Source organism: Cohnella terricola (genome assembly GCF_007786475.1).
GTDB lineage: Bacteria > Bacillota > Bacilli > Paenibacillales > Paenibacillaceae > Cohnella > Cohnella terricola.
Genome location: NZ_VNJJ01000006.1, coordinates 313,103 through 326,233, shown reverse-complemented (window position 1 = coordinate 326,233; position 13,131 = coordinate 313,103). Strand labels below are relative to the sequence as shown.

11 protein-coding genes are annotated in these 13,131 nt (G+C 55.7%); 10 read left to right on the top strand and 1 reads right to left on the bottom strand.

Annotated elements, in window-relative coordinates; translation table 11 throughout:
• Positions 1 to 297 precede the first annotated feature (297 nt).
• From FPZ45_RS13425 to FPZ45_RS13390, 8 genes are all read left to right on the top strand, one after another.
• Positions 298 to 2,049, top strand: coding sequence for an ABC transporter ATP-binding protein (locus FPZ45_RS13425; protein WP_144702439.1), 1,752 nt, complete (start codon positions 298 to 300; stop codon positions 2,047 to 2,049).
• A gap of 61 nt (positions 2,050 to 2,110) precedes the next feature.
• On the top strand, positions 2,111 to 4,132 hold the full coding sequence (locus tag FPZ45_RS13420; protein ID WP_144702436.1) for an ABC transporter ATP-binding protein: 2,022 nt from the start codon (positions 2,111 to 2,113) through the stop codon (positions 4,130 to 4,132).
• Positions 4,133 to 4,436: 304 nt separating this feature from the next.
• Positions 4,437 to 5,279 (top strand): protein phosphatase 2C domain-containing protein, encoded by an 843-nt coding sequence (locus tag FPZ45_RS13415; RefSeq protein WP_144702433.1) that lies wholly within the window; start codon positions 4,437 to 4,439, stop codon positions 5,277 to 5,279.
• A gap of 134 nt (positions 5,280 to 5,413) precedes the next feature.
• Positions 5,414 to 6,535: an ABC transporter ATP-binding protein gene (locus tag FPZ45_RS13410; protein ID WP_144702430.1), complete on the top strand. Its 1,122-nt coding sequence runs from the start codon at positions 5,414 to 5,416 to the stop codon at positions 6,533 to 6,535.
• Positions 6,532 to 7,338, top strand: a complete 807-nt coding sequence (locus FPZ45_RS13405) for an ABC transporter permease (RefSeq protein ID WP_144702427.1) — start codon at positions 6,532 to 6,534, stop codon at positions 7,336 to 7,338. The genes FPZ45_RS13410 and FPZ45_RS13405 overlap by 4 nt, the downstream gene beginning before the upstream one ends.
• Entirely contained in the window at positions 7,335 to 8,141 is an 807-nt protein-coding gene (locus FPZ45_RS13400; protein ID WP_144702424.1) for an ABC transporter permease, read from the top strand. Before FPZ45_RS13405 ends, FPZ45_RS13400 begins: the two co-directional genes overlap by 4 nt.
• A complete protein-coding gene (locus FPZ45_RS13395; RefSeq protein WP_144702390.1) occupies positions 8,138 to 9,211 on the top strand; it encodes an ABC transporter substrate-binding protein in 1,074 nt (357 codons plus the stop codon). Before FPZ45_RS13400 ends, FPZ45_RS13395 begins: the two co-directional genes overlap by 4 nt.
• 23 nt (positions 9,212 to 9,234) lie before the next feature.
• Complete coding sequence (locus tag FPZ45_RS13390) at positions 9,235 to 10,749, top strand: gluconokinase (RefSeq protein WP_144702387.1); 1,515 nt, start codon at positions 9,235 to 9,237, stop codon at positions 10,747 to 10,749.
• Positions 10,750 to 10,883: 134 nt separating this feature from the next.
• Here FPZ45_RS13390 and FPZ45_RS13385 read toward each other — a convergent pair whose 3' ends face one another.
• Positions 10,884 to 11,039: a DUF1540 domain-containing protein gene (locus FPZ45_RS13385; protein WP_144702384.1), complete on the bottom strand. Its 156-nt coding sequence runs from the start codon at positions 11,037 to 11,039 to the stop codon at positions 10,884 to 10,886.
• A gap of 303 nt (positions 11,040 to 11,342) precedes the next feature.
• Here FPZ45_RS13385 and FPZ45_RS13380 point away from each other — a divergent pair, with 303 nt between their 5' ends.
• A complete protein-coding gene (locus FPZ45_RS13380; protein WP_144702380.1) occupies positions 11,343 to 12,644 on the top strand; it encodes an SPFH domain-containing protein in 1,302 nt (433 codons plus the stop codon).
• A gap of 14 nt (positions 12,645 to 12,658) precedes the next feature.
• The gene (locus tag FPZ45_RS13375) at positions 12,659 to 13,105 is read left to right on the top strand and encodes a hypothetical protein (RefSeq protein ID WP_144702377.1); all 447 of its coding nucleotides are present in this window, start codon (positions 12,659 to 12,661) and stop codon (positions 13,103 to 13,105) included.
• Positions 13,106 to 13,131: the final 26 nt, after the last annotated feature.

The window sequence follows — 13,131 nt, the reverse complement described above, 5'->3', positions numbered from 1 at the left end:
CGGCGGAATGGCGGCTTTCATACATCTGACATACGTAACCCTCTCGCGAACAATCGCTGACGGACCGGGGAATGGCGGACATTTCCGGGGATCGCATGGCGAGGCGCATGGTTACGTAACGTAATCGTGCGCCTTTTTTATCGCAATCGGGGCTGCAGCGGCGTTGAAACGCCGGCTCTGGCCCCGACCGCGACGAGGGATGGGTATCCGTCCCTCTAAGGCGTATCGCTTACGGCGATATGCCTTTTTTGTTCTTTCATCAAGTATAACCGCATAGAAGGATGTGAACGGATAGATATGTTCATCGTTTTGAAGAAGTTAAGTTGGTATTTTAAAATGCAATGGAAAAGGTACACAATCGCGATTGTGCTGCTGACGTTGGTCGGGATCATCGATATCGTTCCCCCCAGGCTGATCGGCATCGCAATCGACGGCATCAAGGAGGAAACGCTGACGGGGGCCGGATTAGCGGAGCTGCTGCTCTTCTGGAGCGGACTGACCGTCGCCAGTTACGTGCTCAGCTACATATGGCTGTATAAGCTGTTCGGCGGCGCGTTCGTCCTGGAGCGGTTGCTTCGTTCCAGATTAATGAGGCACCTGATGAAGATGAATCCGACGTTCTACGAGCGCAACCGGACGGGCGACCTGATGGCCCGCGCGACGAACGATCTCGGGGCGGTCTCGACGACGGCCGGGTTCGGCATTCTGACGCTGATCGACTCGACGCTGTTCATGACGACGATCCTTGTCGTCATGGCGGGCCTAATCAGCTGGAAGCTGACGATCGCAGCCTTGCTGCCGCTTCCGATCATGGCGCTGCTCATGCAGCACTTCGGCAAGAAGATCCACGACCGGTTTATGAAAGCACAGGACGCTTTCGGTGGATTAAACGACCAGGTACTTGAATCGGTATCCGGGGTGCGGGTCATCCGCGCATTCGTGCAGGAGGAAGCTGACCGGAAACGGTTCAGCGACTCGGCCGACGACGTATTCGGCAAAAATATCCGCGTCGCCAAGATCGACGCCCTGTTCGAGCCGACGGTCAAAATTCTCGTAGGCTTCAGTTACCTGATCGGCCTTGTCTACGGCGCGGTGCTCGTATTCCGCGGAGACATCACGCTGGGCGAGATGGTATCGTTCAACATGTTCCTCGGGATGCTGATCTGGCCGATGTTCGCGATAGGCGAGTTAATCAATATCATGCAGCGGGGAAATGCATCGCTCGACCGCATTAGCGAGACTCTCGGAGTCAAACCGGACGTGGAGGAAGCGAAAGAGCCGGTCGAACTCGAAGTACCGGAAGCGATCGTCTTCGATCGTTTGACGTTCCGTTACCCGTCCTCTTCTATCGACAATCTCGTCGATATCTCACTCACCCTGCGCCGGGGTCAGACGCTGGGTATCGTAGGACGAACGGGAAGCGGGAAGACGACGTTGCTCAAGCAATTGCTTCGTGAATACCCGATGGGCCAAGGGGCGCTGACGGTAGGGGGCGTCCCGCTGACGGAATTGGAATTGAACCGTCTGCGCGGCTGGATTGGCTACGTGCCGCAGCAACCGATCTTGTTCAGCAAGACGATCCGCGAGAATATCTGGTTCGGCACGAAAGAAGAAGCAGGCGATGAAGAGCGGCTTAATCGCGCACTTGAGCTGGCTTCGTTCCGTAAGGACGTCGCCTTCCTGCCGGATGGGCTGGAGACGCTTGTCGGGGAGAAGGGCGTCGCATTGTCCGGCGGACAGAAGCAGCGCGTCAGCATCGCGCGCGCTGTAATCGCCGATCCGGAAATTCTGATGCTCGACGACTCGCTGTCGGCGGTGGACGCTAAGACGGAGACGGAGATCCTGGAAGGTATACGTACCGAGCGCAGGGGTAAAACGACGATTATTACGACGCATCGGTTAAGCGCCGTGCAGCATGCCGATTGGATCATCGTTCTCGACGAAGGGCGGATCTCCGAGGAAGGCACGCACGAGCAGCTTCTCAAACTCGGCGGATGGTATAAGGAACAGTACGACAGGCAACAGCTCGCGGCGGTCGTCGAGGGTTAACCGTATAGAAATCAATAGACTCCACTCTTTTTAAAAAAGAAATGTAGGTGAAAACGAACCGATGGGCAATAACGGCAAACGATTGTTCAATTATGCATGGAATTATAAGAAACCGATCATCATCGCGCTCGCGTTGCTCCTGATTGCGGTCGGCGTGGAACTGGTAGGACCGTTCCTCGCCAAAAGGATGATCGATACGAATATTATGGGAATCGAAAAGCCGTGGTACGAGACGAAGCAAGACGCGAAACATGCGGTCTCGTACAAGAACGGCTGGTATATCCGGGAGGATCATTTTGTATCCGGCGAACCGAAAGGGCGCGAAGTGCGAATTCTGCAATCGGGACGAAGCTATTACTTCGTCGATGCGGCCGGCGTGCCGAATACCGGCAAGCGCACGTTCGAAGGCGGCGCTCTCTCGATCGCCATGCAAGACGGGACCAAACTTGATTATCCCGCGGAGAAGCTCACCAAGGGCGAGGTATATGAATTCTACAAACCGGAGTTTCGCAGCATCGCGATGCTAGCTATCTCCTATGTCGGCTTGCTGCTGATCGGCGGCGTGCTTGCGTACTGGCAACGGCTGCTGCTGCAAGTATCCGCCAACCGGATCGTGCGGCAGATGCGCAACGACGTATTCCGGCACATCCAGCGATTGCCGGTGCAATACTTCGATAATCTGCCCGCCGGCAAGGTCGTTTCCCGGGTCACGAACGACACGGAAGCGATTCGCGAGCTGTACGTGTCGGTTCTGGCGAACTTTTTCTCCGGCGTGATCTACATCGCGGCCATCATCGGTGCGGTATTCGTGCTCGATGCGAATCTGGCGCTGATCGCGCTGCCGTTCATCCCGATCCTCTACGTGTGGATCGTCGTCTACCGCAAGTTCGCGGCCAAATACAATCATGTCATTCGTTCCCGGCTAAGCGATATTAACGGGATGATCAACGAATCCATCCAGGGCATGCCGATCATTCAAGCTTTCCGTAAGGAAAAAGAGACGATGGGCGAGTTCCACGAAATGAACGACGAGTACTTCAAGTACCAGAACAAGCTGCTGACGCTGAATTCGGTCACGTCGCACAACTTGGTCAACGTGTTCCGGAACGTGCTGTTCATGGCCGTCATCTGGATGTTCGCCGGAGACTGGCTGGGAACGGCGGTTACGGTCGGCGTGCTGTACGCGTTCATCGATTATATGAACCGGATGATGCAGCCGATCGTAGGCATCGTCAACCAGCTATCGAACCTGGAAGTGGCGAGGGTATCGGCGGAGCGGGTATTCACTCTGCTCGACGAGCCGGGCATCGAGGTGTCGGATAGCCGGATCGAGCGCTATAAAGGGAACGTGTCGTTCGAAGACGTGTCCTTCGCATATAAGCCGGGCGAGGACGTGCTGAAAAACATTACGTTCGGCGCGAAGCAAGGCGAGACGGTCGCGCTCGTCGGGCATACGGGTTCGGGCAAGAGCTCGATTCTGAACCTGCTATTCCGGTTCTACGACGTGGAACGCGGCTCGATCTCGATCGACGGCGTGGACGTCAAGAAGATGACGAAACAGGAGCTTCGCCAGCATATGGGCATCGTCCTGCAGGATCCGTTCCTGTTTACGGGGACGATCGCTTCCAACGTCAGTCTGGATGATCCGTCCATTTCCCGTGAAAAAGTCGAGCAGGCGCTGCGCGACGTCGGCGCGTACGATATGTTCATGCAACTGCCGGGCGGGCTCGATGAGCCGGTTATCGAGAAAGGCAGTACGCTGTCCGCCGGTCAGCGGCAACTGATCTCGTTCGCGCGAGCGCTCGCTTTTGATCCGGCGATTCTGATCCTGGACGAAGCGACGGCAAGCATCGATACCGAGACGGAAGCGATCATTCAGGCGGCGCTCGACGTGCTGAAGCGGGGGCGGACGACGTTCGTCATCGCCCACCGGCTGTCGACGATCCGCGCGGCCGACCAGATTCTCGTGCTCGATCGCGGCCGGATCGTGGAGCGCGGTAACCACGACGAGCTGATGCAGCAGGGCGGCAAATATTTTGCCATGTACCAGCTGCAGCTCGGCGCGGCCGAGGGCGTCGCTTAGGGGCGTCGGATGTAAAGCAAAAGAGGGGGGATCTCGCGTATTTACGCGGGGTGCTCCCTTTTTTTCGTAGGCAGCGGTTCTTAGGACGATTAGCGATGGAAAACATCGTACTTCCGCCTCGGGGAGCGCTGGCTGGGGGTAAGTACGATGTAAATCATCTATAATAGCGTTGTAGTGCCACTTTCATTTGATATATTGGACGATTAGCGATGAAAAGTAGCTTACTTTTGTCTCTTGAGGCGCAGGTTGGGAGCAAGTACGATGGAAAGCATCGCTATTAGCGCATAGGGCGGGAGGATATCGAATGAAGATTGAGCATCTTTCAATACAAGGGTGCAACGAATGGAACGAAGACGCATTGATCCTGAACGAATCGCAGCGTATATACGGCGTATTAGACGGAGCAACGTCGCTGGCAAGCGTCGAAGGCGAGGAAACCGGAGGGTACCTGGCCTCGCAAACGGCAAAAAAGGTGTTCGAGTCGATCGATCGCAAGGACGGGTCTTTCTCCCTAAGAAGCATTGTGCTTGAAGCGAATCAACGCATTCGGACCGAAATGCTGGAGCGCGGAGTGGATGCGGACGACAATCAGGCGGTATGGGCTGCGGGCATCGCGGTCATTCGAATCGGCGAGCATCAGATCGAATACGCGCAGACAGGCGACTGCATGCTGATTGCGGTTTATAAGGACGGGACGGTGAGAATCGTCACGCACGACCAAGTCGATCACTTCGACGAGAAGTCGCGGCTTCTATGGGAACGATACGCGAGCGAAGGATTGCCGCCGAAGGAGATTCGGGCCAGGGTATTCGAGGTCATAAAGACCAACCGGTTAAAAACAAACACTTCGGAAGGATACGCGATTCTGAACGGCGATCCGGCGTTGGAACGCTACGTCGAGCACGGCATGATCAACCGGATTCAGCTTGAATCCGTGCTGCTGATTACCGACGGGTTATTCCTGCCCCGTAAGGCGGGAGATTCGGCGCCGACGATGTCCGATATGGTCGCGTTGATCGACGAGAAAGGGTTATCGGGATACGCAGAGTGGTTGATCGCGAACGAATACGACGAATCTCAGCAGGGGAAATACACACGGCTCAAAGTCGCCGACGATAAGACGGCGATCCGGATTCATTTTGACTAATCGGCTCGATCTGCTAAATGAAGACCGCCAGGGATATCTGGCGGTTTTTTTACATTGGTTGTTGCGAGTCTATTTTTGTATAATGAAGTCAAAAGATCATGGGTATGTACCCGGAAAGAGGACGATAACCGGAAATGACAGAGAAGACGATTATTCGGTTCGAAAACGTGACGAAAAAATACGACCAGGACACGGTGCTGAACAAGGTCAGCTTCGAGATCGAGCGCGGTAAGTTTTACACGCTGCTCGGACCGTCCGGTTGCGGCAAGACGACGATTCTGCGATTGATCGCGGGCTTCATCGAACCGACGGAGGGCAACATTTACTTCAATGGCAAAGTGATCAACAACGTTCCGGCGGATAAGCGCCAGGTGAACACGGTATTTCAGGATTACGCGTTATTCCCGCACCTGAATGTGTTCGAGAATGTCGCGTTCGGCCTGCGCATCAAGAAAATGAAGAAAGCCGACATCGCGGAGAAGGTGAAGGAAGCGCTCCGATTCGTGAACCTCGCCGGTTACGAGGAACGGGAAATTTCGGAGATGTCCGGCGGTCAGAGGCAGCGGGTGGCGATCGCCCGCGCGATCGTGAACGAGCCGGAGATTCTGCTGCTCGACGAACCGCTATCCGCGCTGGATCTGAAGCTGCGCACCGAGATGCAGTACGAGCTGCGGGAGCTGCAGCGCAGGCTCGGCATCACGTTTATTTTCGTCACGCACGACCAAGAAGAGGCGCTCGCCATGTCGGACGAGATCTTCGTCCTGAACGAGGGGGAGATCCAGCAAAGCGGAACTCCAATCGACATCTACGACGAGCCGATCAACCGGTTCGTGGCCGACTTCATCGGCGAATCGAATATCGTGCCCGGGCGGATGATCCGCGACTTCCTGGCGGAGTTCGCGGGACAGCAGTTCGAATGCGTGGACCGGGGATTCTCTCCGAACGAAACGGTGGAGATTATCATCAGGCCGGAAGACTTGGAGATGACGGAGCCGGAACAGGGCAATCTGGTGATCAAGATCGACAGCCAATTGTTCCGCGGCGTGCACTACGAGATCAGCGGTTACGACCAGGCAGGCAACGAATGGCTTGTCCATTCGACGAAGAGGGCGGCCGTTGGAGATAGCGTAGGGCTGCGCTTCGATCCCGAAGCAATCCACGTCATGCGCTTCGGCGAGACGGAAGAGGAGTTCGACCGGAGGCTGGAAGGGTATGGTCAGAACGGAACCGCCGCTGCGGAAGGTGAGCGGCAATGACGAGAACGCGCAATCTGTATCTGATCCCGTACGCGGCCTGGATGCTCCTGTTCGTCGCGACGCCGATCGTGTTGATCGTCTATAACTCCTTCTTTGACGTAGAGGGACATTTTACGTTGGGCAACTTCCAGAAGTTCCTGACGCCCGTCTATCTGCGCATGACGTTTAACTCGTTCTGGTACGCGCTGCTGATTACGGCGTTCTCGCTGCTAGTCGCGTATCCGACGGCTTATTGGCTGACGCGCACGAAGCATAAGCAGCTTTGGCTGCTTCTCGTCATCGTGCCAAGCTGGATCAATCTGCTGCTGAAGGCGTACGCCTTCATCGGCTTATTCGGCACGTACGGCTTCGTCAACTCGGTGTTCGAGATGGTCGGTATCGGGACGCAGCAAATTCTGTTCACCGACTTCAGCTTCGTGTTCGTGTCGGTTTATATTTTTATCCCGTTCATGATTCTGCCGATCTATAACGCGATCGAGGAACTGAACCCGTCCCTGGTGTACGCTTCCCGGGATCTCGGGGCTTCGCCGTGGATGACGTTCCGTCGCGTCGTGTTCCCGCTTACGCTCGGAGGAGTGAAGGCGGGCTGCCAAGCGGTGTTCATTCCGGCGCTAAGCCTGTTCATGATCACGCGCTTGATCGCGGGCAACCGCGTCGTGACGCTCGGTACGGCGATCGAGCAGCATTTTCTCGTGACGCAGGACTGGGGCATGGGCTCGGCCATCGCCGTGCTGCTCATTATCGTAATGGCCGTCATCATGCTGATGACCGGTAACCGGGGAGCGAGGAATACGATCCGATGAAAAAGAACGGCAAACTCGCTCAATCGTATCTCGTCGTCGTTTTTCTCGTTTTGTATGCGCCGATTCTCTACTTAACGTACTATTCGTTTAATAGCGCGGGGACGATGCAAGGGTTCGAAGGCTTTACGCTGGAATGGTACAAGGAAGTGTTCCACGACACGCGTCTGTTCATTATCGTGCTAAACACAGTCGTCATCGCGCTGTTATCGTCTGCGATCTCGACGATTCTCGGCGTGGTCGGGGCGCTGGCGATCCAGAGAGTGCGCCGCAACAGGCCGCGCAATACGCTGCTGGCGATGAACAACGTGCTTATCGTGAGCCCGGACGTCATTATCGGAGCATCGTTCCTGATCTTCTTCACAATGATCGGGATTAAGCTCGGGTTCACCTCGGTATTGCTATCGCATATCGCGTTCAGTGTGCCGATCGTCGTGTTAATGGTGCTGCCGAAGCTACAGGAGATGAGCCCGACGCTGATCGATGCAGCCAAGGATCTCGGAGCGAGCGGATGGGACGTGCTGACCAAAGTCGTGCTGCCTTTCTTGCGCCCCGGCATCTTCGCGGGTTTCTTCATGGCGCTGACGTACTCGCTCGACGACTTCGCGGTGACATTCTTCGTGACTGGCAACGGCTACTCGACGTTATCGGTCGAGATCTACTCGCGGGCGCGCCACGGCATCTCGCCTTCGATCAACGCGCTGTCGACGCTTATTTTCCTGTTCACGATCTCGCTTGTCGTGGGCTATTATTTCCTGACCCGGCGGAGCAGCCGCAAGCCTGATTGGGGGGTCGTACAGCCATGACGCAATTGGTACGCTTATTTCTTGCGGTGTTCATCGCCGCGTTCGGCCTCATGTACTGGACGTCGTATCTGAACTCTTCCCACGGGTACTCGGGATCGGATACATTGACGATCTACAACTGGGGCGATTACATCGATCCGGAGCTGATCGCGGAGTTCGAGAAGGAAACGGGACTGAAAATCATTTACCAGACGTTCGATTCGAACGAGGCGATGATGACGAAGATCGAACAAGGCGGCACGACGTTCGACGTCGCCATTCCTTCGGAATATGCGATCAGTAAAATGAAAGAAGAAAACCTGCTGCTCCCGATCGATCATGCGAAGATTCCGAATCTGACGAATATCGATTCGCGGTTTATGGACTTAAGCTTTGACCCCGGAAACCAATATTCGATCCCGTATTTCTGGGGAACGGTCGGGATCATCTATAATACCGAGATGCTCGACGGGAAGACGTTCACCAGTTGGAACGACTTGTGGAGCGAGGATTTGCGCAATCAAATCCTGCTCGTGGACGGGGCGCGGGAAGTGATCGGCTTCGGACTCAACAGCCTGAACTACTCGCTGAACGACACGAACGAAGAGCATCTGCAGGAAGCGAAGCGGAAGCTCGGCACGCTGACGCCGAACGTCAAGGCGATCGTCGGCGACGAGATTAAGATGCTACTCGCGGGCGAAGAGGCGGCGGTCGGTGTCGTCTGGTCCGGGGATGCGTCGGAGATTATGGACCAGAACGATAAGCTTGACTACGTGATTCCGGAGGAAGGCTCGAACCTGTGGTTCGATAACATGGTTATTCCGAAGACGGCGCGGAACTTAGAGGGGGCGCATAAGTTCATCAACTTTATGCTGGATCCCGAGGTCGCGGCCCGGAACACTGAATATGTCGGCTACTCGACGCCGAACGCTGAGGCGCTTAAGCTGTTGCCGGAGGATATCTCGGGAGACGAGCGCTTCTATCCAGACCCGGAACTGACGGATAAGCTGGAAGTGTACAAAAATCTCGGCAAAAAAATGCTGTCCCACTATAACGAGTTGTTCTTGGAATTTAAAATGCACCGGAAATAAAGCATGCCTCGGGAGCGGAGAACATGACTAGAAACGGATCGGTGTTTATCGGCATCGATATCGGAACGACGAGCACGAAGAGCGTAGCGTTCAACCGGGAGGGGGAGCAGCTTGGAAGCTTCACGGCGGAATATCCGCTGCTTCGCGAGCATCCAGGTTGGGCGGAGCAAGATCCGGACGAGATCTTCGGCGCGGTGATCCGGAGCGTTCGCGGCGCTCTGGAGCAAAGCGGATTAAGCGGCGGTGACGTCGCCGCCGCGAGCTTCAGCTCAGCGATGCATTCGTTGATCGCAGTTGACGCGGACGGGCATCCGCTGACGCGGAGCATCACTTGGGCGGATGGCCGGAGCGAGCAGCAGACCAGGGCGATTCGGAAGGAATTCGGCGGTCGCGAGATCTATCTGAGAACGGGAACGCCGATCCATCCGATGTCGCCGCTTCCGAAGCTGATGTGGCTAAGGGAGCGGCGACCGGACGTATGGGAAGCCGCTCGCAAGTTCGTGTCCATTAAAGAATATGTGCTATATCGCTTGTTCGGAGAATGGGCTGTGGATACGTCCATCGCATCGGCGACGGGATTGCTGAGGCTGGATACGCTGGAATGGGATGAGGAAGCGCTTGGAGTCGCGGGCGTAGATGCGGAGAGGCTGTCGGCTGTGCGGCCGGTTAGCTATCGGTTAGAAGGCATGGATCGATCGTGGGCGGAGCAAATGGGCTTGGAGGCGGATACGCCGTTTTTCTTGGGGTCGAGCGACGGGGCGCTGGCCAATCTGGGCGTCGGAGCGACCGGGCCTGGAGACATGGCGGTCACGATCGGCACGAGCGCGGCGGTGCGGATGATGACCAGGCGGCCGCTGACAGATGTGGAGCAACGCACGTTCTGTTATCACGTCGCGGAATCTTCCTATATTATCGGCGGGGCTACCAATAATGGCGGCATCGTGCTGCAATGGATGCGCGAGGCACTGTTCGGCGGGGACAAGACGACCGAGGAGCTGTTGTCGGAAGCGGCTCGCGTCGCACCGGGCGCGGAGGGCATGTTGTTCCTGCCGTATTTGTCCGGCGAGCGCGCGCCCATCTACAACGCCGAGGCGCGCGGAACGTTCTTCGGCGCCCACTTGGGGCATCGACGGGAGCACTTCGTACGCGCCGGGCTCGAAGGGGTCATGCTTGCGGTGGGATCGGTCGCCGAGGCGCTTAAGGATTTGGCCGGACCCGCAGCGGAAGTGCGCGCATCGGGCGGATTCGCCAAGTCGCCTCTGTGGCGTCAGATGCTTGCGGACATGCTTGGGCAAGAGGTCGGCATCCCTCGCGTGACGGAAGCTTCCGCGCTCGGCGCGGCGATGATTGCGATGCAAGGGCTTGGCGAGCTTGCGGATCTCGGCCTTGCGAAACAATGGGCTCCGATCGCGGAACGAATGCAGCCCGACCCGGAACAGAGTGAGATCTACCGCGAACTGTTCGGAATCTACTCGCGATTGAGAGACCAATTGCCGGAACGTTTCGCCGAGTTGGCGGAATTTCAGCGGAAGCGGTAAGAGAATACGGCAAAATCGAAAATGTTTAACTAGTGATAATAGTTCTCAATGTTGGATACAATACAAAGGAGCCAAGCAAAAGGCATCCGCGAACGAATGCCTCTTGCCTAGCAGGTAAGGCGTGTGGGCCACCCTTACATTTTCGATTCGAACGTTTTGCAGTCGGTTTCTTCGGAGTGGGACGCTTGTTTATTCCGGTTGTTCACGACATAGATCGAAGAGGCGTTGCAGGCATTTCCCGGCACCCAATACTTGCACGAATTCACTTCGCACAGAACATCTTTAGCCATCGTTATCTCACCTCCTTTCACTAGGATGGTCGATGCCGTTCGCTTTATACCTGCGGAACCCCGTTAACTTCCCTTGGCCGGAAGCTGGCGGGGTATTTGGCGTGCCGTGCTCTGAAGGCGGTGGCAAGAGAGTAAACATTTTTGAATCATGGAAGATGTTTCAAAGGAAAATTTTATTGCATGTAGAATAACAAATAGAAGAGTCGGATTTTGCGGAAAACGCGCGATTGCGGGGCTGCAGAACGACTAACCGGCGCATCGATCGGCGATTGCGCAAAGGGATTGGGGAGGCATGGGGAAGGCATGGCAATAATCGAAGTTGTGAAATTCGATGGACCCGCGGACGTATTCGCGTGGAAATATCCGAATCAAGAGCTGGGCACATGGACGCAGCTTATCGTGAACGAAACGCAGGAGGCCATTCTGTTCAAAGGCGGTAAAGCTTTGGACGTATTCCCGGCGGGACGGCATACGCTGAGCACGGCGAACATTCCGTTGCTTCAGGAGATCGTGAATCTGCCGTTCGGCGGGCGTTCTCCGTTCACGGCGGAAGTGTGGTACGTCAACAAGATCCACGCGCTGGATGTCAAATGGGGAACGGCGACGCCGCTGCAGCTGCAGGATCCGAAGTATCAGATTATCGTCTCGGTCCGTTCGTTCGGCCAGTTTGGGCTACAGATCGAGGATGCCCGCAAGTTCCTGTTGAAGCTGATCGGGACGATTCCGGTGTTCGACAAGGACGCCATGGTGAAGCATTTCCGCGGGTTGCTGATGATGAACATTAAAGAGCTGATTTCATCCTACTTGGTTTTCAAAAAAATCAGCGTTCTTGAGATTAACGCGTATATGTCGGAGATTTCTAAACATATCGAGGAACGGATCGAGCCGGTATTCGCGGAATTCGGCATTCGCGTGCTGAATTTCTATATCGATTCGATCAACACTCCGGACGATGATCCGGCTACGGCGAGATTAAAAGAAGCGCTCGCGAAACGGGCCGAGATGGACATTCTCGGGTATACGTACCAGCAGGAGCGCACGTTCGATACGCTTGAAGGCGCGGCCAGAAACGAAGGAAGCGGGAGCGCGAACGTCATGGGCGCGGGAATCGGCCTGGGGATGGGCTTCGGCGTTGGCGGGGCGGTCGGCAATCAAATGTCGAGCTTGACGAATCAGATGAATATCGCGAGCCCGAATAAAGCCTGCCCGAAATGCCAGAAGCTGAACCCTCAAGAAGCGCGATTCTGTCTTGCTTGCGGACACGATTATATGGCGGCGGTCCCCACTCAAAGTGCGGAAGTCCAATGCAGCAATTGCGGCAAAACATTCCCCGCCGGGGCCAAGTTCTGTTTGCATTGCGGGGATCCGAATAACGCCTGCGAGCAATGCGGGGCGGACAACCCGCAGGGAGCGACGAAGTGCTACAAATGCGGTCATTCCTTCGGCGGCAATCCGTGCCACCAATGCGGAACGGAAGTCGATCCCGAAGGCAAGTTCTGCACCAATTGCGGCACAAGCATGGTCCTGAAGTGCGGCAAATGCCAACATGAGGTTAAACCGGGACAGAAGTTCTGTCTGGAGTGCGGAAATAAACTGATCGAATAGAGGGGGTGTTTCGGATGGGAATGGAAACGGAGCTGGCTAAGGACGGAGGCTCGCAACGCGGATTCGTGCGTATCGTTACTTTTCTATATGCGGCTGTGCTGATCGTGACGCTCGCGGTCGTCTTGTTGTTCGAGTTGCCCTACGACCGGATAAGCCATACTTGGATTACGTTAACGTCATTGTTCTTTGGGGAAACGTTCCTGTACGGCATCGCGCTCCATTATTTGACCAACAGTCCGAGGTCCCGCAGGTTAATTCCGGCTTATATCGCCATGGGGACGATTTCGGGCGTCTATTTGATCGTCGCGATCGCCTTTATCCTTATTTTTTCATGGGCGCTTGACGTTTCGGCTTATACATACGGCTTGTTGCAGTTTATCGTCCTGGGACTCGCGGCGATCGTCATGGGCCTTATGGCGCTGTATATGAAAAACCTGGAGCTGCAGGAAAAGGGAACTTAAGACTTAATAAAGCGAGGACAATACTT